The organism is Brevibacillus centrosporus (assembly GCF_046622605.1).
In the GTDB taxonomy this organism is placed as follows: Bacteria; Bacillota; Bacilli; order Brevibacillales; family Brevibacillaceae; genus Brevibacillus; species Brevibacillus centrosporus.
Window position 1 is genome coordinate 4,910,249 of sequence record NZ_CP176856.1, and the last position, 23,913, is coordinate 4,934,161.

The following is a 23,913-nucleotide window of genomic DNA, read 5'->3' on the forward strand; positions in this document are numbered from 1 at the left end:
CTTGATGGTTGGGGAGAGATCATGCTGCTCTTTCCTTTTATGCTCGCCATCCTCGTCCTATTCGCGTATGCTCCTGGAATGTCCTCTCTATTCCTTCTGCAAATGCGTTTTCGCGACATATCTGGCGATCGTAAAGGACTGCCAGCTGCGCTCTTTCTGCAAATTGTCCCTCTTTTCCTGAAGATAGTGCTGGATTCTATCCCCTATCCCTTTATCCTCTCGCAGTGTGGCGATGAGCGGAATCGCGTCATCGGACAGCTCCATCAAATACGCGACATCGATTCTCCCTGTCTCGTAGTAGCGTTGGATGTTGTTTTGGGCTATCACCGCATCTATCTGGATGTAATTCAGTACGACATATGCAGCAATTCCCGCTATCCCGCAGTATTTGAGCAACGAAAAATCGTTTCGCCAGATTTTCAGGAAAGCGATCACGAACAGCACAAACAAAAAGATCATGAAGGCATGCGCCAAAAATCGCGTCTGCGTGTAACCATAGGCCTCTTCATAAAGCGACAACCGGAAGTAAGCCGAAAACAGCATAAAGCTCGTACAGATAGTCAACAGGCTAAGCATGGCCTGCACGAATTTATAGATAACGGGCTGCGCTCTCGATACGAGATGCATGAAGCTGACCAGCAGAATGAAGTTGATGATCGTCACCATCACCAGCTCTTGAAATCCTTTTTTCGCGTATTCTGCATACGTCATATCCTCCGGCAAGACCGCTTGTGCTCCCCCAAACAAATAGGAAATCTGAATGATCGTAAACGAGACATAGACCACATTGATGATCGTCAGGATCGTGACGAGGATAACCCCGTCCCACGCAATCCTTTTTTCTTCCGATCTCTCCAGTAGCTTGTCAGCTACTTCTTGCGGCTTTGGACCAATGACGGCATAGAAGTAACCAAAAATCAGAAGGGCGACCAGACCAATCCTGAACAGGCGGTATAGCGCCTCTGCAGAATCCCAGTCAAACAAGAGGCTCGGTATTTTTGCTAGAAGGTGTCCGAAAACACCGTCTGCCTGTGTGAGCAGTGTGAGAACGACTAGTAGAATGGGAAGCGAGATACCGATTCCAGCCAGTATCCTCACTGCTACTCCGTATTTCTTTCGGTCCACTCGACTTTTAAGCCAGTGGCGGAGAAAGGCAAAGGGAATCATGGTGTACTTGAGGGTATACAGCAGCACGGTCTCCATCATCTCACCTGCAAAACCCAGTGAGTACCAGCTCTGTCTGTGCCGTTTGGTGAGCAGCATCGTTTGCGCCACGAACAAAAATGGGACAGCCAGGAAATTCAATAGTCGGAATAGCGTATTGTCGTATAGAAAAAAAGTCAGCGCGAGAAGAACGATTGGTACTGTGAGCAGCCATGCAAACAGCTGATCTCGCGAAAAGGTCAATTGGCTTTGCTGTTTGGCTTGCAAAAAAAACAAGGCGTACAACCCAAACACAAACAATGGATAGGAGATGCCAAACGCCTTTCCATAGAACAGGTAGTCACTGAGAACACCGATCGCCATGGAACCAAGCAACAGCCAACGCAACCCTCTATGTATTTGTAACTGCTGTGCATCCACAGTCTTTCACTCCTTGATGCGTATTCGCCATCCGGGCGGCCGTCCCAGATCCAGCCAGATGTAAATACGTGGAAACACGGCAGACAGATACAAGAGATGGAAATTAACCTCCAAAAGAAAAAACCTTTGCAGCTGATGTAAGCCACAAAGGTTTGATTATACTTCGTTATTTCCTTAGTCGTCGCACTTCTCCGCTTTTCCTTCGGCCAGTGCCGTCTTGAAGGACGACCCACAGCCACAGGAAGCCACCGCATTCGGATTCACGATGGAAAAACCGCCGCCCATCATGGATTCCTTGTAGTCAATTTCGGTGCCTTTAATGTATAGATAGCTGTCTTTATCGACAACAATTTTTACGCCGTGCTGCTCGAAGGTCTCGTCGCCTTCTTTCATTTCCTGATCCCAGCCCATGCCGTAGGTGAAGCCACTGCAACCACCTGGTCTGACTCCCACGCGTAGGAACAGATCCGGGTTATTTTCTGCTGCCAGCATTTCTTTTACCTTCAGGCTGGCTTGCTCTGTCAATGTAATCATGCCTCTTTCCTCCTTCTACAGGCAATGGCAATATTCTTGCGTATCTATAGTATACATAAAAAGGAGCTTCCTCTACAAGGTTCCCCTGCACTTCGAGAGCCCATTCTGAGAAACCCACTTATTAATGAAGAAAAGAAGGGTTTCCCCTTCTTATGCGAAAAATGCTTTGTTTTCCAGAAGATAAAATCGATACGGTTTTTTACTTGTGCCTACCTTAGACAGACTATGATCTATTTGGTTCAGTTCGTTGTGTAGTTGATCAATTTGTATACTGTATTCTAGGACTTCTGGATGATCCAACCCAAACTCTAACCCCATACTTACCATACGCTGTCGAAGGAGTTCGATTTTTTCGAGCAAAACGTCCCGCATTTGAAGCTCCTCCTAAAAGTAGATCAGGCTATCTACCTATATTTTACAAGATTACCTAGGAATTCGCAAACAAAATTTCCCACTATCTCCTATTTCGGGGCAATATTTTGCCGATAATTGTTAGATTTTTACAGCTAACACTTGGTGAACTTATGTTATTGTTCCCTCTCTTCAAGAGGTTTATAATATAGATGCCTTGTTGTCCGATATGCAACACTCGAAGCGGATGGCTCGCCTACTGCTACAAAGGGTTAGACATCCTCCTACATCAGAGATTTCTCTCTTCCCCATGAACGTACCAGATTGGGAGAAGCTGGACGAACCTCTTTAAAATTCCCATATTATGAATCATGAAAGGACGTGTTTGGAATGGCGCTTGAAACCATTGCCATCCAAGACAAATCGCTCGCAGGCATCGCTGAAAAAGTACAGCATGGCGAACGCCTTACCTTGGAAGACGGTGTTACCCTCTTCAATTCCCACGATTTGCTGACGATTGGACAGCTTGCCAATCTGGTGAATCAACGTAAGAATGGCGACAATGTGTATTTTGTACAAAATATGTACATTAATCCGACTAACGTCTGTGAAGCGCACTGCAAATTCTGTGGTTTCCGCCGCGACAAGGATCAAGACGGCGCGTACACCATGAATACGGAGGAGCTCCTGCACTACGTCGAAACACGCTTCCACCCAGGCATTCGTGAGTTCCACATCGTAGGTGGGCACAATCAGCACATGCCTTTCGAATACTACATCGACACGCTGCGCACACTGAAAAAAGCGTACCCGAATGTTACGCTCAAATCGTATACAGGCGCTGAAATCGAGTTCTTCTCCCGCATCTCCGGCCTGTCCATCGAAGGCGTTTTGAAAGAGCTGATGAACGCTGGTCTGGAAAGCTTGACTGGCGGCGGTGCTGAGATCCTGACTGAACGCTATCGTATGAAAATGAGCCCAGAAAAAGCGAGCACCGACATGTACCTGCAGGTTCACCGGACAGCTCACCAGCTTGGACTGAAAACACACTCTACCATGCTCTACGGCTCTATCGAGACTTTGGAGGAGCGCGTCATTCACATGCTGCGTCTGCGCGAGCTGCAGGACGAAACTAACGGATTCATGGTATTTATCCCACTCGCTGTACAGCCGATCAAAGCAAGCGCGGGCATCAAACGCCGCAACTCTGCGATTGACGACCTGAAAACGATGGCGATCAGCCGTTTGATGCTGGATAACTTCCCGCACATCAAAGCGTACTTCATCAACATCGGTACGCAGCTGACCCAGCTGTCTCTCACCATGGGGATGTCCGACGTACACGGTACCCTCGTTGAAGAGCGCATCAGCCATGCTGCAGGTGCACTGACACAACAAGCCCTGACTGTTGATGAATTGGTCTGGCTGGTAAAAGGTGCTGGCAAACGCGCACTGGAACGCGACACCTTCTACAACGTCGTGAAAGAACACTAATCGGATGAAAATAAAGAAGCTGATGCTCGATTCTGCGGCATCAGCTTCTTTCTATTAAGACATCTTAATAAGGAAAGTCTTCTTCATCCTCGCGTATCTTATTCTTTATCTTGGTCAAAAGTTCATCTGCTGTTTCGGCCTGCACAAGTTTTCCATTGACAAGGGCAAAGGGCAACATATAGCACTCTCCGCAATAACCCAGACAGCCGTATTCCAAAACATCTACATCCAGATCAGGATCGTTCTCGAGTGCATCCAGAACGGATTGGGTATAGGAGGAAACGTTGCTGGCACAAAATTCTACTAAAGGCTTCATCTTACTTCACCTACCGATACAATCAATCGACATCGTCACGTCCTTTATTGTACCGCGTCTGCTGTAAAAATCCAGCGGAGAAAACGGGAAAAAGATTCTGCTTGCATTTTTAGCGAAAGAGACTAAAAATAGAATGGGTGCTGTATTAAAACGGACAGAAGAAAGGACTAGACCTTCTATGAAACGACTTGTGATCCTTGGTGGAGGATACGGGGGTCTTCGTATTATCGAGCGAGTCCTGTCCCCTGATTTACCAGATGACGTGTTTATTACCCTCGTGGACCGTATGCCTTTCCACGGTCTAAAGACAGAGTACTACGCTCTGGCTGCAGGGACAACACCGGAATCTCACTTGCGCGTCACTTTTCCCAATGATCCTCGCCTGACGATCAAATATGGGGAAATATCCGACTTGGATATGGACGAGCAGGTAGTGAATTTTACCAACGGGGACACCATTTCCTACGACTGGCTCGTAATTGGTTTGGGCTGTGAGGACCGTTACCACGATATCCCTGGTGCAGAACAGTATACGTGCTCCATTCAATCCATGGGAGCAACACGCAGCACTTATTCCGCGATAAATAACGTCAATCCATATGGTACGGTTACTGTCGTAGGTGGAGGATTGAGCGGTGTTGAAATGGCGGCAGAGCTGCGCGAAAGCCGTCCTGACCTGAATGTACGTATCATCGACCGCGGACAAAGCATTCTCAGTCCATTCCCGAAAAAGCTGCAGGAATATGCTTCCCAATGGTTTATCGAGCATGAGGTACAGCTCGTCTCCATGGCCAGCGTGACTGGCGTCGAGCCTGGCGTTGTTTACAACCACAACCAACCAGTCGAGAGCGACGTCATCGTATGGACCGCTGGTATCCAAGCTAACCGAATCGTGCGCTCACTCCCGATCGAAACAGACAACATTGGACGCGCCAAATTGAATCAGTATCATCAAATTCCATCCCATCCAAATGTGTATGTAGTGGGCGACTGTGCGAGCACCATCATCGCACCGAGCGCTCAGACAGCTGAATTGCAAGGCGAACAGATCGCCCTGATGCTGAAAAAAGACATCAAGGGTGAAGAGTATCCAGCTTCTCTCCCTGCGCTCAAACACAAAGGCTTCCTCGGTTCCCTCGGGAAAAAAGAAGGCTTTGCAAGCATGGGGAAAGTCTCGCTCGTGGGACAAATGGCTCGCGTCATCAAAAGCGGTCAACTGTGGATGTACAAAAAGCATATGGGATAAAAAAACGCGTTTTCATCCGCCGCATACGGAAGCTGCCCAAAGCACTTCTCCATGCAGCTGCGATAACGCCAAAAAACCTGTTGACCCAAAGTCCAACAGGTTTTCTTTTTTGTCTGTTTCCTTTCGTGCATGCAATCAGCGCTTTTGCACTCGCAGCACCGGCACCTTTTTCAGCTCATACGTACCCGCAAGCACCCCTTCGTGAATGACGCCCAGCTTCAGCAAGCTGTTGATTTTCCCGCTATCGGCTTTCGACATTAAGCGCCAAAGGGAGGGGTCAGGCAACGAATTGAACAACCGCTCATCGCTATAATCCCGACGATCCTGATAGGATACAGTCAATTTATAGGCGCCTTCCTCCAGCGTATCTGTGTTTTGGCAGCTTTCCATCAGCTTGCTGCGCAAGCTGCTTAGTTCTTCCTCCACCTGCTTCTGCAACTCTTTCAGCTCGTAATAACGGGCCAGATGCTCTTCCATCCGCTCGTCCTCCTTTTGGATTGCTTGCACCACCATGCAGTATATGAGCCTGTGATCCACGATAGAACGGTGCTCGCGAAACCAAAAGGAAGCCCCGCTCCGATTCCTTTGAGCGAGGGCTGATTCATTTTCTTATTTCCCGATTTGCGTCTGAATCGCTTCACCAGGATGCTTGATCAGGAAGGTGGAATACTCTACTTCCCATGGATTCCATTTGCCATCGCTACCGAGGCCCCAGACGGAATGGATGTTTGATACCGTATCTGCATTGTTCATCCCGACAACACGCTGCTCGCCTACCAGCTCATACGTCCCATTCCCATCCATGTCGACAGGAGCAAGCGAGCTGAACGGGTAGGAATAGACGGACAGGTCCTCGTCTGCTTTCACAACGAGCTTGCCTGCTTGATCATACAGCTTGGCTGCTGTGTACAGCGCTTTATTGGCGCTGACATCAAAAGTAAGAGGTTTGTCCAGATGCGTCCCGGTACCTTCGATCTTGAAGCCGTCTACGAACTTCCCTTCATAACGAATGCCTTCGTTTTCCGCCTCTCCAAAGAGCACCTGCGAGGTCTTGCCCGCAAACGTGGCGACAACGTGATTGTAGATGCCTCCGCTACCGCCTGTCGCTGTTTTAACAAAAGCATCCGCTACATGATCTCCTGTGAAATCAACGAGTGTCAGCTCCCCTTCGTATCCTCCCAGATCGCCCAAATCGGCCTTGCTGTAAGCTTTGGTTTTCCCATCCTGAACCACCAACGTCATCGCGGAAGCGTAGATATCATCCTGTTTTTCTTTTGTTCCTACCAGAAACACTGTATCTGCTGCCTGGTCGCCTGTTACGTCTGCTGTCTGTTGGTCGAGGACATATACGTTCTTACCCAGCTGCAATTCTGCTGCTGCTGCGAAAGGCTCCCCTATTTTCGCTTCCGCATGCGCGATTTTTGTATGAGAGGCTGCCAGTCCAAATCCTCCAATCACTCCAGCAAGCAGCAAGAATGTAACGGGCTACATTCACAACTATAGGACGAAACGGGCCACTTAGCGTTACAAAACAGAAACGAACAAATGACAAACTGGTAAGAAGCCCTCTCATGAAATCTGCCAAGTGTATGCACCCAAAGGGACCGGTCTCGTGTACACGTTCCGACGGTAAAAATCGAGTAGGAGGGAGCGACTAACTCCCGTCCTCTCACACCACCGTACGTACCGTTCGGTATACGGCGGTTCATCAAGCTTGACGAATGACAGAATATCGTTGTAATAAGCTTTTCAGCCCTTGTTGTTGCCAATATGCAACTCCGAGGGCTTTGTGCATTTGAGGAGTCTTTGTGGTACGCCATGCACCCTTTCTGGTGTTTGCAATTTCTATTGCTTGGACGTGCGATAAACCCAGAGAGCGAAGTTCTCGATATCGGGTTCGTACTCGCTTCCACTGAGACCACAAGCAAAGTCGAAGTCTACGTCGTATCCATTCGTCGATAGATTGAAGGATTTTCTTTGCATCCGCAAGGGCAAAATATCCGATCCAACCCATGAGGTACTGGTTTAGCTTCCGAATCCTTTCATCCATAGAGATGCTCCATACCGGATTAGTGATGAAGCGGATTTTCTCTTTCAACTTCAGAAGTGATTTTGGATGAAGCCGAATCCTTGCTTGTTTTGCATTAGTGAAACCGAAACCGAGGAACTTACGCTTCCAAGGTCGATCCACTGCGCTCTTCTGCTCATTTACTTTAAGCTTAAGTACCTTCTCCAAGTAGCTTTGGATACTTTCTTTTACCCGTTCTCCCGCCCGCTTTGTTCTCACGTAGATATTGCTATCGTCTGCGTATCGACAAAAGCGATGTCCCCTCTTTTCCAGTTCTTTATCCAAATCGTCGAGCAAGATGTTCGCCAATAACGGACTAAGTGGACCACCTTGTGGTGTGCCCTCTACTGCCGAAAGGCAGATGCCATTGACCATGATGCCTGCTTGTAGATATGCGCGAACAAGTTTCAACAAAGCTTTATCTTTTACTTTTCGAGCAACCCGACTCATTAAAATATCGTGATTAACCCGGTCGAAGAATTTCTCTAAGTCCATATCCACGACAAAGCGATATCCTTCGGAAATATAAAATTGTGCTTGTCTCATGGCGTCATGCGCACCACGGTTCGGTCGGAATCCGAAACTGGATTCTGAGAAGTGGGGGTCAAATATAGGAGTAAGAACTTGGAGGATGGCTTGTTGAATAAAGCGATCTATCACGGTAGGAATACCTAATAACCTTACTCCTCCGTCAGATTTCGGGATTTCGACTCTGCGGACAGGGGAAGGTTTGTAGGTCCCTTTCATAATCTGCTTTTTAGTGGTCAACCAGTGTTCACGGATATAATCGCGCAGTTGTTCGGTTGAAACACCGTCGATTCCCGCCGATCCTTTGTTTCTTTCCACTCTTTCGAGTGCCACTAATAGATTTTCTCGTGACAGGACTTTCTCCAACAGCTCCATGACGATACCCTTCCTCCGCACGCATCCTTCTAGTCTTGCCGGACAATACTCAGCCCTCTCTTGTACCCTCAGGGCTTCACCCATTTTCTCCAAGAGTAGTTCCTTACAGAATTCTGCTTCACAGTATTATCACGAAAGTGATTAGCGGATGTGTTGACTTAATGTTCAGCCCTTCCCCGTTCAAGCGTCCTTTACTTGGGTACTATGGCTTCTGCTGACTTCTGCATGTTCAGCGTCTCCTTACGAAGACGGTTACCAACATTTGAAGGCACTTCATGCAGACCTCCCCAGGTAAGAGCGATAACTTTCATCCCATGTACCTGCCCAAGTTTACTGCTGTATTCCTTGGCTGTATGGGGCTTCGTCTTGTTTGGCAGACTCACCCGAATACAACAGCCTCAAATTGGGTTCGTGTACCTCAGGTCGGGACTTTGCCGCCGGCTTCCTTCAGATTCCACCTCGCGGTGGACACCCTTGCCTTGGGCTAACGGTTGGTACAGCCAACCCCCGTTCGGGACTTACACCCTAGAGCTATCGCCCATGCTGGGCGCACCAAAAAGACGGTCCAAGGTATCCCTTGAGACCGTCTCTTCTCATCTTTTCTTAGGCTTCGCTTTCCGTTGCCGTTGCCAAAGGCTTGAGGCCCATGCTTTCCAGCTTGGCATGAATGTCCTTCAGCTTCGGATTGCCTTCCCCGACAATTTCCCCGGAAATTACGACAAGCGGATACCATAAATCTTCCTCAATAATCCGCCCTGCCCAGATATTGTCATCCTCTGTCTGAGGCTGTTGAAAGTCGCTATATGTGATGCGAATGCTTTCGCCTCCATATTTACGGGAGAGCGCTGCTTGCAACCAGTCAGCTGTTTCTTTGGCGGACGGAAGGTTAACGCAGCTCGCGCACAATTGCTCCGTCCCAAACACTTTGATTTCTACACTCATGCTCACGGCCTCCCTCAACGCACGCTCTACAGCAATTAAGAGAGTGCTTGTTCCAGATCCTCGATCAGGTCTTCTACATCCTCAATGCCGACAGAAATACGGATCAAGCCCTCGGTTATGCCCAGCTCAGCACGACGCTCTACTGGAATGGAAGCATGGGTCATTCTTGCAGGCACGCTGATCAGACTCTCGACTGCACCCAGGGATTCTGCCAGTGTGTAGAGCTTCACTTTGGATAATACTTGATCAGCACGTTCAGCACTGCCTACGTCAAATGAAATCATACCGCCGAAGCCGCGTGCCTGTTTTTGAATGAGCTCATGACCAGGATGGCTGGAAAGCCCAGGGTAGAGTACACGTTCGATGTCGCTGCGTTCTGCCAACCATTTGGCGAGCGTACGCGCATTTTGCTCATGCTCCTCCATACGAACGCCCAGTGTTTTCATCCCACGCAGAAGCAGCCACGAGTCTTGTGGACCCAGTACGCCACCAATAGCGTTTTGTACGAAATGCAGATCTTCGCCAAGCTGCGCATCTTTCGCTACCACAAGTCCTGCCACCACGTCACTATGTCCACCGAGGTATTTCGTTGCGCTGTGGAACACGATGTCTGCGCCCAGATCGAGCGGGTTTTGCCAGTATGGCGTCATGAAGGTATTATCAACAACCAGCAGCAATCCTTTTGCTTTGGCAATGCTGGACAGCGCGCTAATATCATTAACTTTTAAGAGCGGATTAGTCGGAGTTTCCATAATAATAGCCTTCGTTTCGGGGCGTACGGCAGCCTCCACAGCCTGCAGGTCGTTTGTATCGACATACGTGGCTTCTAGTCCGAGACGGGAAAATACACGAGTAATGACGCGATACGTACCGCCGTATACATCGTCACCTACAACCAAATGATCCCCTTTATTGAACAAGGAAAGAATCGTAGACAACGCTGCCATACCCGAGCCAAATGCAAAACCGCGTGCGCCGCCCTCGAGCTCAGCGATGTACGTTTCCAGCGCGTGACGAGTTGGGTTGCCTGTACGGGAGTATTCGTATCCTTTGTGTTTGCCGATGGCTTCCTGCTTATAGGTGCTGACTTGATAAATCGGAACGGATACGGCCCCTGTTGCCGGATCTCCCTCAATACCACCGTGGATCAATCTTGTTTTGATACGCATGTTAGATACCCCCCTGATAAATTTGTTTGCTGAGATAACGCTCACTGCTGTCTGCAAACAGAACGACGATGTTTGTTCCTGGCGCCGCTTCCTTGGCTTCACGCAATGCTGCTGCCATGGCTGCTCCAGCCGAGCTTCCTACAAGCATTCCTTCTTTGGCTGCCAATTCCTTTACCAGATCGAAAGCTTCGACATCCAGGATGGTATGGATGGCGTCGAAATAGCTTGTGTCCATAAATGGAGGCAAGAACTCCATGCCAATCCCTTCTGTTTTATGCGGTCCTGATTCTCCACCATTCAGAATGGAACCTTCTGGCTCGACAATGACCGTTTTGATGGAGGAATCTTGTTCCTTCAGATAGCGAGCAACTCCCATGAATGTACCACCAGAGCCAGCACCCGCTACGAAGATATTCACATTCCCGTCCATTTGTTTCCAAATTTCCGGACCTGTCGTCTTGTAATGGGCTTCCGGGTTTGCCGGGTTGGCGAACTGCTGAGGGACAAACGCACCTGGGATGGATGCAGCAAGCTCTTGTGCTTTGGCAATTGCCCCTTTGATTCCTTGCTCTGTCGGTGTGTTCACGACTTCCGCTCCGAGCGCACGCATCAATTCCTGCTTTTCCTCGGAAAACTTGGCAGGTACGCAAAAAATAACTTTATAACCTGTTCCTACAGCGGCCAATGCGACACCGATCCCTGTATTCCCTGCCGTTGGTTCAATAATCGTGCCACCTGGCTTCAACTGACCGTTTTCCTCTGCGGCGCGGATCAGCTCCATGCCCAATCGGTCTTTGACGCTGCCACCTGGATTAAAGTATTCCAGCTTGGCAAACAAGCGGACTTTCTCTGGAAGATCAAACTGTGTAATTTCTACGATGGGCGTGTTCCCAATCAATTCCTTAATGTTGCCAAATACATTCACGTAAATCTTACTCCTTATGTTGAAGTACTTGCGGTTTCATTATAACATGCAGCTTATACAAAAAGTCCATGCAAGCTACACATCGCTTGCACCTTCTGATGGAAAGTGTCAACAGGGCACGTAAGCCATGGATTTCTCATCGCTTGGCGTTTATAATAAAGAAGAAGGCTGGAAAGGAGTGATACACGATGGAATTGTTAGATCAAGTGCAAGAAGTTCTCGATAAACTGCGTCCTTACCTGCAACGCGACGGTGGTGACGTACAGCTCGTTGATGTAGAAGATGGTATTGTGAAGCTGCGTCTGATGGGTGCATGCGGTAGCTGCCCTTCGTCTACGATCACCCTGAAAGCAGGTATCGAGCGTGCTCTGGTAGAAGAAATCCCAGGCATCAAGGAAGTACAACAAGTATTCTAATCAGAGTACCGACATGAAAGCAGCTACGGAAGAAATGGCGTAGCTGCTTTTTTTCATGGCTTTCTCTTCTTCATGGCTTCATGGCATCCTCCAGAAACCCGATCACCCGACTGGCGTATTCCTCCGAGGCCATCGCGTAGCTGCGCACATGCCCTGCTCGCGGCACGAGCCAGAGGGAAGACTTGGGATGGACCGCAAGCTCACGAAGCTTTTCACTATTGACGGCGGGCACAGTGGAATCTCCCGTCCCATGAATAAAAAAGATGGGCTTCTTCGCCTGTTTCACTGCCCTATACGGTTTGACTTCCCGCGGGTTTGCCCCCAAGAGGATCGGGCAAATGGTCAAAATCAGCCAGTTGAAGGGATAGCGAGGCAGGCCCGTCCATTGCGGCAAATTTTCCTGCAAATACTCTCGCAGCGAGTAAAATGGCGAGTCTGCAACGATCACCGAAATACGCTCGTCAGCTCCCCCTGCTAAAAGCGCAGTCGCTGCCCCCATGGAAAACCCGATGATTCCCAAAGTATGCTTAGGGCACCGCGCACGCGCATAATCTATCGCTCCAAGCAAGTCCTTTTGCTCCCGCAGCCCAATCGTTGTCAGAGACGGACTGGATTCGCCCGCATTGCGAAAATCAAACATCAGGACATCATAGCCCTCTGCCAGAAGCTTAGCTGCCAGAGACAGCGCGGGTAGATGCGGTTCCTGACGGTTTTGGCTGTATCCATGGGCAAAAATCAGCGTACGGCTTCGCGACTGGTACCCATTGCGTTCCGCGGAAAAATACCATCCTGCCAGATTGATGGCGGATTCCCTGCTGGGAAAGGTAATCGCTTGCGTTTCCTGAATGCCAAAGTCCTCTGGCAGCATATCGAGCGGCCCTCGTGCGGGATGTGTCAGCTTCCATGTCACGTAGAAGGCCACAGCTACCATCCCGATGATTCCTAGCAGCACAAGTCCTGCTACGACATAAAGAATGGTGCTCATAACGGCGTCAACGGCCTTTGGCCACCCAGTACGGCCACGATATTCGCTGCTGCCAGCCTCGCCATTTCGGCGCGGGTTTGCTCCGTGGCACTGCCGATATGCGGCAATGCGACAACATTCGGCAGAGTGAGCAGCGGATGGTCCAGAGGGACCGGCTCCTGCTGGAAGACATCCAGGCCTGCCGCCCAGATTTGTTTCTTTACCAACGCCTGATAAAGGGCTGTTTCATCCACCGTTCCACCCCGTGATACATTGATGAAAACGGACGTAGGCTTCATCCAGGAAAATTGCTTTTCTCCCATCAGAAGACGGGTTTCGGCTGTCAAAGGAGTCAATAGGACGACGTAATCGGATTCGCGCAATAGCGCCTCCAGACTGACGAGCTCGGCACCCGTTTCTGCTTCTGCTTGCTGCTTTTGGCTCCGGTTGTGATAGAGAATGCGCATGCCAAAGCCTTTTGCCCGACGAGCTACGGCTTCCCCGATCCTGCCCATCCCAATGATCCCTAAAGTCGCCCCATATACATTTTGACCAGCCAAAAGAGACGGACTCCACGACTTCCATTCCCCATTCAGAAGAAAACGGTTCGCTTCCATCAGCCTCCGTCCGGTCGCCATCATCAGAGCAAACGCTAAATCCGCTGTCGCTTCGGTCAGTACATCCGGTGTGTTTGTTACCCATATGTCCCGCTTTTTGCAGGCAGCCAGGTCGATGTTGTCATAGCCGACTGCCATGTTTGCCACCACGCGCAGACGCTGTGCCCGAGCCAGCAGCTCCTCATCAATTCGCTCCGTCAGCATGGCCAGAATCCCGTCTGAGCTCTCGATCTTTTCCAGCAAAAGCTCACGCGGGATCGGCTCATCCTGCTTCCATACCTCTACATCCGCTGCGGTTTCCAGCAAAGAAACAGCTTCATTCGCTACTTGTCTCGTCACTAACACCTTGGGCTTCTTCATCTTCCGGCCTCCACAACCAATCAATTTGTGGAATGGACGCGCCATACTGCTGTGCGACAAGATGTGGATACCGACGGAGTGCCTCTTCCATGCTCGCCAGCTCGTCTTCCAGCTGCGATCGCCACTGTTCGCCGTTTACTTGCTCCTTCTCTTCAAAGGGAAGCTCCTGATAGGACTCCACCAATCTGAGAAATCTCCCCGGGTACAGCATGAGTCCGTAAATCACCGCATACTCTTCGGGCAGCAAGGGAGAAACGTGATTGTAGCCTGCGAGGAAGCTGGCTATTTTGTCTTCCTGCCATCCATTGCGTTTCGTTTCAGCTTTGATCCATTGACCGATGTCGCGAGCACGCATGTCGAGCACCCAGTTCCACTCTCCGGCAACCAGACGCGCATCCTTCTCATTCCATAGCATATACCCTTGATCAAAATTTTGGTAGGCAACTTTGCCAAAGGCAGCCGTTTCTTTTACCACTTTATCGTAGCCAGATGCGAGTAGATACTGAACAGCGATTTCCCCGAGCTGGTGCACATACGTGTAACTCGTCAACAAGAGCTCATCCATGGAGGTCAGCTCACCATCCACTTCGTCTAGCTCATCGCGATATTCATTGTAATGGCGTAGCTTTCTTCTCCACATGCTTGGCCAGTTGCCTAGCGAGCTGTAAGGAATAAAGAGTTTGTCACCTTTAAAGGTGCTGGTAGCCAGATGAAATTTTGCCAGGGACTCGCCGCTTGCAAAATAAATGTCCTCTGGAGCCCGCTCCCGTACGCCCCGATACAGGTAGTACAGCTGATCTTCTGCGACAATATGGCCTTGACCGCCCTTTGTCTTGACCAGCTTGAGCACGCCAAAGTCCTGCTGCTGCTCGCTCAAATGCTTGCGGACGCGATCGATAAATTTGCTTTTGTATTTGTAGCCTGCAGGTGCTTCAAACAGGTAAAACACGCCCTTATCCGTTTTCAGCACCGTATTTGCGCCTTTGGCGTGAGCTTCTTGCAGGGAAAAGCCGTATTCTTCTTCCAGCAGCTCTTTTTCTTCCATCGATTTCACCCTCCTTGCATCACTTCGCCAAAACCTTATGGCGCATAGTATGTGGGTGAATCGGGATAGGTGCCTATTTCCTTGCAGATACTATTCGCGTGGTTAACGGAGGAGGAGAAAACGTATGAGTGAGCATCCGCTGAATAGCAACTCGTGCCTGGAGGTCGTCATCGATTTGTTGGCCAAACGCGGTGTCAGTCTGGATGACATCGCAGAGATTGTCCATTTTTTGCAGATCAACTACGTCCCGAATCTGACGCTGGAGATGTGCCTCGAGAGTGTAAAAGCCGTTTTGAAAAAGCGAGAGGTGCAAAATGCCCTCCTAACCGGAATTCAGCTGGATATGCTCGCCGAACAAAAAAAGCTGCTTCCACCGCTGCAATCGATTATCGAAACGGACGAGCCCCTGTATGGCGTGGATGAAGTGCTGGCGCTTGCCATCGTCAATCTGTACGGGAGCATCGGCTTTACCAATTTTGGCTATGTAGACAAGCTGAAACACGGTAAGCTGGCATATCTGAACGATAAGAATAATGGTGTACATACTTTTTTGGATGATTTGGTCGGGGCGATCGCTGCCGCTGCTTCCAGCCGGATCGCCCATCGCCAAAAGCAACAGGAGGAATGCTTAGAGGATTAGCGAATCAGCGTTCTTTGCCATTCGCTGAGGTCTTTTGCGATATAGGTGGGACGTGCGGGATGACGGTCTGCTTCCTCTCGCGTCGAATACCCCGTGAGTACCAGTAGGCTATCCAGCCCACTGCTTTCTCCCGCTTCAATATCCGTGTACAGGTTGTCCCCCACGATCAATGTTTCTTCGGCACAGGTGCCCAGTCGTTCCAACGCGTATTTCACGATAATCGGCTGTGGTTTTCCGATCACGATCGGTGCAGTAGCGGATGCTACCGATACAGCCGCTACGAGTGAGCCGTTTCCCGGGAAAAGCCCTTTGTCTGTTGGCAAAGCAGCATCCGCATTGGTCGCAAGCAAAACGGCACCGGCGCGCACCGCGCGAGTCGCGATTGCCAGCTTTTCATAGGTAAAGGCTCGATCAATCCCTACTACGACATATTGCGGTGTCTCTTCGGACAGGATAAATCCGGCCTCTGTCAGCTGCTCTTCCAGACCGGCTTCCCCGATCATGTACACCTTCGCACCTGCAGGCGCCTGCTCCCGTAAATAGGTTGCGGCTGCCATGCTGGAGGTATAAACATCCTCAGGCTTTGCCTCAATCCCCATCCCGCAAAGCCGCTCCGCCACATGGACCTGTGACGCTGAAGAATTGTTGGTCAGATACAGGTACGGGATGCCCTGCTCTTTCAGATAGGAAATAAACGCTGCCGCACCGGGGATGGCTTCTCCCCCTCGAAATATCGTACCGTCCAGATCCAGCAAGTAGCCTTTGTAAGCTGTCATGATTTCCCGGCCTCCTTTTTCTACATCCTCTCTTTCAAACAAAAAACCACTCGCCGTGGAGTGGATTTTCTATCGGCCATTTTACCGTCAGCGGCCTTCCTTGATTTCAAACACGCATTTCTCTCCGCCTTTTGCCATACAGGAGGTTTGCTCCACGTTGGCATTCAGCACGCGCCGGAACAAGGAAAGCTCACAGTTGCAGGCCTGATTGAACTCACGCGCAACCTGCGAGATCGGACAGTTAAACTCCTGAATCCGGTAGCCCTGTCCTTGCTCATCCTTTTCCCACTCTACCATGTAGCCCTTGTCGTTCTGCAGCTCTGCAAGCTTCGCTACGCGCTCCTCCAGGTCTCCCTGCATATGAGTGCGGTAGTTTTCCTCCAGACGGTTTTCCCGGCGTCGAAACAGCATTTCCACTTTCCCGATGCCGTCCATATCTTTCAGATCCTGCAAAAAGTCTAACGTCAAATGAGAATAATTGCGCGGAAACAGTTCGTCTGCCTCCTGCGACAAGGAATATACATTCGTTGGACGCCCCATCGCTTGACGGACAAGCGATGACTTGATCAAGTTGTCCCTCTCGAGGGTATTCAGATGGCGTCTTACTGCCATTTCCGTAATTCCCAGCTCAACCGCCATGTCGCTAACCGACAAAGAGCCTTTTACCTTGAGCATGTGAAGAATTTGGTCACGGGTGGACGTTCCTTCATTTGTCATACGTATTCACCGCCCTTTCTCCCTATTGTAGCGGATCAGGTCGCTTTAGTAAACTAATGAAAGTGTTTTGTATAAAAAATCCGCTGATGCCATTTTTCTAAAAAAGTTCTTTATCCAAAAAGGCACGAACAGCCGGATCAAACTGACGCAGCGCAGGACTTGCCTCTGCAACCAGTGCAAACATCTCTGCTGCAGGCACGTTTGTATATTCATTGACCAAATACTTGCGGAACTCGGTCACTTGCGTCAGGACCTTAGCCTGCTCTCCCGAAATGACCTGCTCGTCACGCAAGATTTCTACAATATCACTATAGCTGCCTGGATCACGCATGATAAAGCCGTCAATCAACGCATTCCCCACGTCAACGACTCCCTCGATAGACAAGTGCAGGGCCCGCTCCATCGCTGCTACAGCCACTTCGTCCGCCAACACCGCTTCTGCTCCTCGTTCCTTCAGCTTGTCCAGCAAATCAAGCATCGAAGACATATATGCTAAAACTTGGTCAATTCGTTTCGTATTCACATCGTACATGAGTAATTCTCCTTACTTTCGCTTTTTTGCTTTGCGCTTTGCGTAGTATATCGTAAACACAAAAGTCAGCACCAGGACGAGAAGCACCAATTCCCCTTCCTGCAAATAGGAATTGTTCACGGGTTTCACCTCTTTTCCTTCAACAGTATACCAAATTTGTACGGGCGAACGCGACAGCTTGTACTTTATGTTACAATGGTGTGGTGAATTTTTACCGGCATAAGGGAGGAACACACAACAATGGAACGCGAACTGGCACTAGAAATTGTGCGTGTAACGGAGATGGCTGCTCTCGCCTCCTCTCACTGGATGGGACGAGGAAAAAAGAACGAGGCAGATGGAGCAGCAACTAGCGCCATGCGCGCCATGTTTGACACGATCAACATGCGGGGAACCGTCGTCATCGGTGAAGGTGAGCTAGACGAAGCCCCTATGCTCTACATCGGAGAAAAGCTGGGAAATCCGGACGCAGGTGGGCCAGAAGTAGACATCGCTGTCGATCCATTGGAGGGAACCACCATCGTTGCCAAGGGCCATAACAACGCTATGTCCGTTATTGCTGTCGGCGATCGGGGTACCCTGCTGCACGCTCCAGACATGTACATGATGAAAATGGCTGTCGGAAAACGTGCGGCTGGCAAGATCAGCCTTTTTGATCCGGTGGATAAAATGATTGAGGTCGTAGCTGAAGCAAACAACAAGCGGATTTCGGACGTGACTGTAATCGTTCAGGAACGTGAGCGCCATCAGCACATCATCGATGCTGTCCGGGACAAAGGTGCCCGCGTCAAGCTCTTTGGGGATGGAGACGTCGGGGCTGCCATCGCCGCTTGCTTGCCGCATACCGGGATCGATCTGTTTCTTGGCATCGGCGGTGCACCAGAGGGAGTCATCAGCGCTGCGGCAATCAAATGTCTAGGCGGCGACATGCAGGCACAGCTCAAACCGCAAAACGATGCAGAACGGGAACGCTGCATCAAAATGGGGCTGGCCGATCCAGAGCAGCTGCTTACTTTGAATGATATGGTAAAAGGCGAGGATGCCATTTTTGCGGCAACCGGTGTATCGGATGGGGAACTGCTGCAAGGCGTTCGCTATCTGGGTGATGACATGGTCGAGACTCACTCTCTCGTCATGCGCGCCCAAACCAAAACGATCCGCTTCGTCCGTGCCTTGCACAATGTAGAACACAAACCTAATCTCTTATGGAAGTAGAGGGAAACACATGGCTGATTTGTTTTATCTGTATGACGAGTCCGAAGATACCAAGACTCGCTTTGTCAGCTTTACGGCGGAGGCCACTCGCTTTGACTTGGCGATTACCACCACAGACCGTTTTTACGGCAAAAAGCTCGTGATCAACATTCAAAATGGCCGCTCTGCCATTATCGGCAAGGACGACCTGGAGGAAGAAGGCTATCTCGAGTTTGCTTTCAATCTCAATGAGCAGGAAGCCGAAGAATTAAAAATGTTTTTGGAAACCGTCATTTAATTGACGGATCGTAAGAAAACCTAAACGTAAACGCTTATTCATTCCTACACGTTAAAAAAGGAAGGGCTACAAGTAAAATGTACCCTATAGAGTAGACACGTTAAAAAAGTCTACCTATAGGGTACTTTTCTGTATAATTAAGAAAAAAATCGGGGCTGGGGAAAGTATGAGCAAGAAGATATTTACGGAAAAAGAGATGAACCAACTAAAGCGAAATTCTCACATCAAATCAGTAAGTGCGAAGTCAATTACTTATACCGATGAATTTAAGCGTATTTTTATTGTTGAATACGAAAAAGGAAAATTTCCAAGACAGATCTTTGAGGAATATGGGTTTGATGTGGATGTAATTGGACCACAGAGAGTGAAGTCATCTGCAGATAGATGGCTTAACGCATACCGCGAAAACGGGTTGCTTGGGTTGCATGACAGTAGAACCGAAAACACTGGACGCCCTCGTGAAAAGGAACTGACTCTAGAGGAAAAGTACGCTCGTTTAGAGGCTCAAAACAACTTATTAAAAGCCGAAAATGAACTGTTAAAAAAGATTCGTATAGCAGAAAGGGGGCTGAAGGAAAGCCCGTAGTCCTGCCTCCTGACCAGAAATATATGCTTATCCGTTCCGTCATTGAAAAGTACCAGCTTAAACATATGGTGCGTTATCTTTGTGAAGTAGCAAGTGTGTCTCGTAGCGGTTATTATAATTATTTCTCGGCTAAGTCGCAGGAACAGAGAAAGAAAAAAGACCAGAAGGATGAAATTGCAAAAGAGATCATCTTAAAAGCCTTCCATTTTAAAGGGCGTAAGAAAGGGGCTCGTCAAATTAAAATGACCTTGGCGGGTCAATTTCAAGTTGTCTTCAATTTGAAGCGTATTCGGAGGATTATGAAGAAATTTGCCATCATTTGTCCCATTCGAAAGGCAAATCCATATAGACGAATGATGAAAGCCACACAGGAGCACCGAGTTGTACCCAACCTTTTAAACCGAAAATTCAAACAAAATATTCCTGGGAAAGTGCTTTTAACGGATATCACCTATCTATATTACGGCAAAGGTCAAAAAGCCTATCTATCCACGATAAAAGATGGTTCGACCAATGAGATCTTGGCCTACCATGTGTCAGACCGTATCACCATGGACTTAGCTACGGATACCCTTCTCAAATTAAAAAAGAATCGAAACTTTAAGAGGGCAAAAGATGCCATGATCCACTCCGACCAGGGAACGCATTATACTCACCCTGACTTTCAGAAATTGGTGAAGAAACTTACATTGTGCCAATCGATGTCAAGACGAGGGAATTGTTGGGATAACGCCCCTCAGGAGTCCTTTTTTGGTCATTTTAAAGACGAAGCCTCGATTAAGAAATGTACGAGTCTTGAAGAATTAAAACGTGAAATTAAGCATTACATGACGTACTACAATCACTATAGATACCAATGGAATTTAAAAAAGATGACCCCCGTTCAATACAGGGATCATCTACTGAGAGCTGCCTAGACTTTTTAAAAGTGTCCTTTACAAAGGGTACATTTTACAAGTGCCTTTCCTTTTTTTATTCCTCCCCTTTTGGACGTATGCCCATTTCCAGACGGACAATGCTCCACACAGGCGAATGTCTCGTATACTGCTACTGCACATACAGACAATGAGAGGAGTGCCATTCGCAAGATGCAACCAAATCAATATGACCAACAACAGAATTACTCGCCTGAACTGGGATATCAAATGATTCCTGAAGACCAGGCTAATCCTGTCTTTTTCGGTGGAAGACGACGCCCTGAGGTTATTATCGTTCCACAACCATACCCTTATCCCCCATACCCATACCCTTATCCTTACTACTATCCATATCCTTACCCCTATTATCCGTACGGCGGAGGTTACGGTGGAGGTTACGGTGGAGGTTACGGTGGAGGCTTTGGTGGAGGCTTTGGCTACTAAAAGCAGCATCTCTCCTATATGTTGATGAGGAAAAGGGCATTCTCTCTCCTTCGATAGAATGCCCTTTTTTATTTCCCGCATTATGCAGGTAAAGAAAACGAGCCCATACATCTTGGGCTCGTTTTTGTCATCCGTCACGATGATTTTACTTGGGATTTTCATTTCGATGATTCAATCCCGTAGGCACCTTATCGCGCTCTCGGTTAGGCCTCATTTGATTGGGACGACGGTCTTTCCCTTGGTCCCTGCTGTTTTTATCTGACTTATCCTTGGAAAACTTGGGCTTGTCGCCTCGATCATTTCGCGGAGTTCCGTTATTACGTTCCGGTTTCTCTTGCTTGTTTTGACGCGGGTGGAATCGGCGGCGTTCCTTTCGTTCTGCAATGGAATTCCCGTTGTCTTCCCGATTGCTATCCTGGCGAATGTCGATGATTAAATCGTATGCTGTATCGTCTTGGCTGGCCCCGCTGTCCTCCGTTCCGAGGAACGATTTGACTTTGCGCAATACAAAATAAGGGCATCCAAAGTTGCAGAATTCATGCAGATACTCATCTAAAGCGGCGATTCGCTGCTCGAACGGCACTTTACGGTTGAGGTCTGTATAAAATCCCCGTAGACGAAGCTGCCCGTAGCCCCAGTCCCCTACGATGTAGTCGTATTTGTCTAGGATGTCGCTATAGCGCTCCTTGAAGGCTTCCGGATTCCAGCCATCGCGATTTTCTTCCATGACTTCATAAGTACCGGCTTGCGTGCGAATCAAGTCCGCTTCCTCCTTACACACGTATACTTTTGTCCATCTTACCATATTTCATGCAGCAAGAGATAATATTCCCACGAAAACAGCGGCTGTGTCCTGGACATTCTATCGTGTAGGGGGTGTTTCCATTGAAAAAGACATGGTTGTATCCAGCTATCGCAAGTATCGCTCTGTTGGCCACTGCATGTGCAAACAACGCCGCGCCTAACTACACGACACCAAACCGTACGACCACGAACCAAGCAGCACCTCACGTGACCAATTTTGACGGTGTGCATACGCGCAGCTATGACGGCATGCGTGCACGTGACATCGATGGTTATCACAGCCGCAGTTACGACGGCGTGACAACGCGTGGTTTTGACGGTATCCACACCCGTAGCTACAACGGAACAGGAACGGGAATGTATCCTGGGAACACTGCCGGCACGCACAACTACAATGCCTATACCGCATTTCCTGATGGGAATGTTGGCTTGAACAGCGCCACAGGTACGGCAGGGGTGCGAGGTGTCAACAACGGCACCATGACAGGCACGACGAATGGAATGAATCATTCCATTTACCAAAAACATGCCTGGAATCGTGCTGGAGCTGGCGTTATGCAGACAGGCATGCCTCGAATGGGCTACGTTCAGACGGATCGACAGCACATGCGCACGGCAGGCGTAAACCACAACGTCTATGTCGATCGTGATGCCTTGGCTCAGGCAGTCGGTAATGTCACGACGAGCTGCCCTGGCGTTCAACGCTCAACCGTTCTCGTCACCGATGAGGAAATCTTCGTTGGACTGCACACCAATGGCAGCGACGCGAAAACCGCCAAAAACCAAGCGCGTATGAACGCTTTGTCCGTATCCCCGCGTTACTACAAGGTGTACGTGACAGACAACCAGAATGACATTCAGGAAATTGCTCGTGTAGCCGCACGTTCCAGCAATCTCCACAACGCACGTACAGAGGACACTACCAGCATCGATACCTTGATCAAGCGTATGGGTGGAACAACGGACTCTGAGCAAGTACGTGCGAAGAGCACAGGTACTAAAGGTCATATGAACGGTACTCACACAAACAAAATGGGTACAACCAGTCGGTAACTTTCGCTGATCTGGTCGTTTCAATAAGAACACCCTCCTGTAATCATGATGATCGCAGGAGGGTGTTTTCAATCGTTTCGTTATAGTGCCTGGGCGATGGTTTCTTTCGCCGAGTTCGCTTGTTCGTGAGCATGGTACGAGCTGCGAACCAATGGTCCGGACTCCACATGGCTAAAGCCACGCGCCATCCCCTCTTCTTTCAGGCGAGCGAACTCGTCTGGATGGTAATAATTTTGTACAGCCAAATGCTTTTTGGTCGGCTGCAGATATTGGCCGATCGTCATGATGTTCACGTCGACCGCGCGCAAATCATCCATCGTTTCCAAAACTTCCTCGATGGTCTCACCCACCCCGATCATCAGGCTGGACTTCGTCGGAATGGTTGGCTGCAGCTCCTTTGCCTTTTTCAGCAAAGCCAGTGTCCGGTCGTATTTGGCACGGGCACGAACCCGGTCAGACAGGCGGCGAACGGACTCGATATTGTGATTCAATACATCCGGGCGAGCATCCATGACGACTTTTAATGCGTCCCAGTTGCCCATAAAGTCAGGGATCAAGACTTCTACAGAAGCAAAAGGCAGCCGACGACGAATCGCTTTGATCGTCTCTGCAAATATCTGCGCGCCTCCATCCGCCAAATCGTCACGTGCAACCGAGGTGACGACGACGTGTCGCAGCCGCATTTGCTCAGCTGCTTCCGCCACGCGTTCTGGCTCAGCCAGATCCAGCTCGGTCGGCAGTCCCGTTTTTACGGCACAGAAACGACAGGCACGGGTGCATATATCACCCAAAATCATGAAAGTAGCTGTTCCACTTGCCCAGCACTCATGAATGTTGGGGCATTTCGCTTCTTCACAAACAGTGTGCAGCGTCTTGCTGCGCATCGTTTGCTTGAGTTCCTTAAAACTGGCTAGTTCGGATCCAGATACTAGGTTAATCTTGAGCCAATCCGGTTTTCGTTGCGTCATAGGCTCACTCCTCTGTGACTTGGTCAACCTTCATTATAGAACTAGGTTTT

At 49.3% G+C, this 23,913-nt stretch carries 28 protein-coding genes; 9 read left to right on the plus strand and 19 right to left on the minus strand.

What is annotated here, in order from left to right; all coding sequences use genetic code 11:
- Nucleotides 1–87 precede the first annotated feature (87 nt).
- The 3 genes from ACLIN2_RS24755 to ACLIN2_RS24765 form a co-directional block, all read right to left on the minus strand.
- On the minus strand, nt 88–1,584 hold the full coding sequence (locus tag ACLIN2_RS24755; RefSeq protein ID WP_411502438.1) for a DUF4153 domain-containing protein: 1,497 nt from the start codon (nt 1,582–1,584) through the stop codon (nt 88–90).
- 174 nt (nt 1,585–1,758) lie between these two features.
- Nucleotides 1,759–2,118 carry an iron-sulfur cluster insertion protein ErpA gene (gene erpA / locus ACLIN2_RS24760; protein ID WP_092272955.1) on the minus strand — a complete coding sequence of 120 codons (360 nt, stop codon included), beginning with the start codon at nt 2,116–2,118 and terminating at the stop codon, nt 1,759–1,761.
- Nucleotides 2,119–2,268: 150 nt separating this feature from the next.
- Nucleotides 2,269–2,490 carry an aspartyl-phosphate phosphatase Spo0E family protein gene (locus ACLIN2_RS24765; protein ID WP_092272958.1) on the minus strand — a complete coding sequence of 74 codons (222 nt, stop codon included), beginning with the start codon at nt 2,488–2,490 and terminating at the stop codon, nt 2,269–2,271.
- Between the two features lie 369 nt (nt 2,491–2,859).
- Here ACLIN2_RS24765 and mqnE point away from each other — a divergent pair, with 369 nt between their 5' ends.
- A complete protein-coding gene (gene mqnE, locus ACLIN2_RS24770) occupies nt 2,860–3,963 on the plus strand; it encodes an aminofutalosine synthase MqnE (RefSeq protein WP_092272961.1) in 1,104 nt (367 codons plus the stop codon).
- A gap of 64 nt (nt 3,964–4,027) precedes the next feature.
- Here the strand turns inward: mqnE and ACLIN2_RS24775 are convergent, their stop codons facing one another.
- Nucleotides 4,028–4,279, minus strand: coding sequence for a DUF1450 domain-containing protein (locus ACLIN2_RS24775; RefSeq protein ID WP_092272964.1), 252 nt, complete (start codon nt 4,277–4,279; stop codon nt 4,028–4,030).
- A 178-nt stretch (nt 4,280–4,457) separates the two neighbouring features.
- Between ACLIN2_RS24775 and ACLIN2_RS24780 the strand changes: the two genes are divergently transcribed.
- Nucleotides 4,458–5,525, plus strand: a complete 1,068-nt coding sequence (locus tag ACLIN2_RS24780) for an NAD(P)/FAD-dependent oxidoreductase (protein ID WP_092272967.1) — start codon at nt 4,458–4,460, stop codon at nt 5,523–5,525.
- Nucleotides 5,526–5,660: 135 nt separating this feature from the next.
- Here ACLIN2_RS24780 and ACLIN2_RS24785 read toward each other — a convergent pair whose 3' ends face one another.
- From ACLIN2_RS24785 to cysK, 6 genes are all read right to left on the minus strand, one after another.
- On the minus strand, nt 5,661–6,002 hold the full coding sequence (locus ACLIN2_RS24785) for a hypothetical protein (protein WP_411502439.1): 342 nt from the start codon (nt 6,000–6,002) through the stop codon (nt 5,661–5,663).
- 132 nt (nt 6,003–6,134) lie between these two features.
- Complete coding sequence (locus ACLIN2_RS24790; protein ID WP_411502440.1) at nt 6,135–6,983, minus strand: hypothetical protein; 849 nt, start codon at nt 6,981–6,983, stop codon at nt 6,135–6,137.
- A gap of 250 nt (nt 6,984–7,233) precedes the next feature.
- Nucleotides 7,234–8,496, minus strand: coding sequence for a group II intron reverse transcriptase/maturase (gene ltrA / locus ACLIN2_RS24795; protein ID WP_411501590.1), 1,263 nt, complete (start codon nt 8,494–8,496; stop codon nt 7,234–7,236).
- A 603-nt stretch (nt 8,497–9,099) separates the two neighbouring features.
- Complete coding sequence (locus ACLIN2_RS24800) at nt 9,100–9,438, minus strand: YuzD family protein (RefSeq protein ID WP_122960916.1); 339 nt, start codon at nt 9,436–9,438, stop codon at nt 9,100–9,102.
- 35 nt (nt 9,439–9,473) lie between these two features.
- Entirely contained in the window at nt 9,474–10,607 is a 1,134-nt protein-coding gene (locus ACLIN2_RS24805; RefSeq protein ID WP_092272986.1) for a bifunctional cystathionine gamma-lyase/homocysteine desulfhydrase, read from the minus strand.
- Between the two features lies 1 nt (nt 10,608).
- Complete coding sequence (gene cysK / locus ACLIN2_RS24810) at nt 10,609–11,532, minus strand: cysteine synthase A (protein WP_092272989.1); 924 nt, start codon at nt 11,530–11,532, stop codon at nt 10,609–10,611.
- 188 nt (nt 11,533–11,720) lie between these two features.
- On the opposite strand from cysK, the gene ACLIN2_RS24815 reads away from it, so the two are divergent.
- Nucleotides 11,721–11,948 carry a NifU family protein gene (locus ACLIN2_RS24815; RefSeq protein WP_092272992.1) on the plus strand — a complete coding sequence of 76 codons (228 nt, stop codon included), beginning with the start codon at nt 11,721–11,723 and terminating at the stop codon, nt 11,946–11,948.
- 70 nt (nt 11,949–12,018) lie between these two features.
- Here the strand turns inward: ACLIN2_RS24815 and ACLIN2_RS24820 are convergent, their stop codons facing one another.
- The 3 genes from ACLIN2_RS24820 to ACLIN2_RS24830 are packed head-to-tail and all read right to left on the minus strand — an operon-like array spanning nt 12,019 to nt 14,934.
- Nucleotides 12,019–12,933: an alpha/beta hydrolase gene (locus ACLIN2_RS24820; protein WP_411502441.1), complete on the minus strand. Its 915-nt coding sequence runs from the start codon at nt 12,931–12,933 to the stop codon at nt 12,019–12,021.
- Entirely contained in the window at nt 12,930–13,889 is a 960-nt protein-coding gene (locus ACLIN2_RS24825) for a 2-hydroxyacid dehydrogenase (protein WP_411502442.1), read from the minus strand. The genes ACLIN2_RS24820 and ACLIN2_RS24825 overlap by 4 nt, the downstream gene beginning before the upstream one ends.
- A complete protein-coding gene (locus ACLIN2_RS24830) occupies nt 13,846–14,934 on the minus strand; it encodes a hypothetical protein (RefSeq protein WP_092273001.1) in 1,089 nt (362 codons plus the stop codon). Before ACLIN2_RS24830 ends, ACLIN2_RS24825 begins: the two co-directional genes overlap by 44 nt.
- A 124-nt stretch (nt 14,935–15,058) precedes the next feature.
- Here ACLIN2_RS24830 and ACLIN2_RS24835 point away from each other — a divergent pair, with 124 nt between their 5' ends.
- A complete protein-coding gene (locus ACLIN2_RS24835) occupies nt 15,059–15,574 on the plus strand; it encodes a phosphatidylglycerophosphatase A family protein (protein WP_400588425.1) in 516 nt (171 codons plus the stop codon).
- Here the strand turns inward: ACLIN2_RS24835 and ACLIN2_RS24840 are convergent.
- The 4 genes from ACLIN2_RS24840 to ACLIN2_RS24855 form a co-directional block, all read right to left on the minus strand.
- A complete protein-coding gene (locus tag ACLIN2_RS24840) occupies nt 15,571–16,350 on the minus strand; it encodes a TIGR01457 family HAD-type hydrolase (protein WP_411502443.1) in 780 nt (259 codons plus the stop codon). The two genes, ACLIN2_RS24835 and ACLIN2_RS24840, sit on opposite strands and share 4 nt — an antisense overlap.
- An 87-nt stretch (nt 16,351–16,437) precedes the next feature.
- Nucleotides 16,438–17,067, minus strand: a complete 630-nt coding sequence (locus ACLIN2_RS24845; protein ID WP_092273010.1) for a helix-turn-helix transcriptional regulator — start codon at nt 17,065–17,067, stop codon at nt 16,438–16,440.
- A 97-nt stretch (nt 17,068–17,164) separates the two neighbouring features.
- Nucleotides 17,165–17,599 (minus strand): DUF86 domain-containing protein, encoded by a 435-nt coding sequence (locus ACLIN2_RS24850; protein WP_327933104.1) that lies wholly within the window; start codon nt 17,597–17,599, stop codon nt 17,165–17,167.
- A gap of 12 nt (nt 17,600–17,611) precedes the next feature.
- Nucleotides 17,612–17,719, minus strand: coding sequence for a hypothetical protein (locus ACLIN2_RS24855; protein WP_049741614.1), 108 nt, complete (start codon nt 17,717–17,719; stop codon nt 17,612–17,614).
- 120 nt (nt 17,720–17,839) lie between these two features.
- On the opposite strand from ACLIN2_RS24855, the gene glpX reads away from it, so the two are divergent.
- The 4 genes from glpX (at nt 17,840) to ACLIN2_RS24875 (ending at nt 21,038) form a co-directional block, all read left to right on the plus strand.
- On the plus strand, nt 17,840–18,814 hold the full coding sequence (gene glpX / locus ACLIN2_RS24860; protein WP_411502444.1) for a class II fructose-bisphosphatase: 975 nt from the start codon (nt 17,840–17,842) through the stop codon (nt 18,812–18,814).
- Nucleotides 18,815–18,824: 10 nt separating this feature from the next.
- Entirely contained in the window at nt 18,825–19,091 is a 267-nt protein-coding gene (locus ACLIN2_RS24865) for a DUF3055 domain-containing protein (protein WP_092273018.1), read from the plus strand.
- Between the two features lie 166 nt (nt 19,092–19,257).
- A protein-coding gene (locus tag ACLIN2_RS24870; protein ID WP_411502445.1) for an IS3 family transposase occupies nt 19,258–20,594 on the plus strand; the annotation gives its coding sequence in 2 pieces (ribosomal slippage) (nt 19,258–19,651 and nt 19,651–20,594; 1,338 coding nt in all).
- A gap of 171 nt (nt 20,595–20,765) precedes the next feature.
- Nucleotides 20,766–21,038, plus strand: coding sequence for a hypothetical protein (locus tag ACLIN2_RS24875; RefSeq protein WP_301169789.1), 273 nt, complete (start codon nt 20,766–20,768; stop codon nt 21,036–21,038).
- Nucleotides 21,039–21,183: 145 nt separating this feature from the next.
- On the opposite strand, the gene ACLIN2_RS24880 is transcribed toward ACLIN2_RS24875, so the two are convergent.
- Nucleotides 21,184–21,798 carry a YutD family protein gene (locus ACLIN2_RS24880; RefSeq protein ID WP_301169790.1) on the minus strand — a complete coding sequence of 205 codons (615 nt, stop codon included), beginning with the start codon at nt 21,796–21,798 and terminating at the stop codon, nt 21,184–21,186.
- Between the two features lie 125 nt (nt 21,799–21,923).
- Here ACLIN2_RS24880 and ACLIN2_RS24885 point away from each other — a divergent pair, with 125 nt between their 5' ends.
- Complete coding sequence (locus ACLIN2_RS24885; RefSeq protein ID WP_411502446.1) at nt 21,924–22,895, plus strand: YhcN/YlaJ family sporulation lipoprotein; 972 nt, start codon at nt 21,924–21,926, stop codon at nt 22,893–22,895.
- Between the two features lie 80 nt (nt 22,896–22,975).
- Here the strand turns inward: ACLIN2_RS24885 and lipA are convergent, their stop codons facing one another.
- Nucleotides 22,976–23,890 (minus strand): lipoyl synthase, encoded by a 915-nt coding sequence (gene lipA / locus ACLIN2_RS24890; RefSeq protein WP_258957820.1) that lies wholly within the window; start codon nt 23,888–23,890, stop codon nt 22,976–22,978.
- Nucleotides 23,891–23,913: the final 23 nt, after the last annotated feature.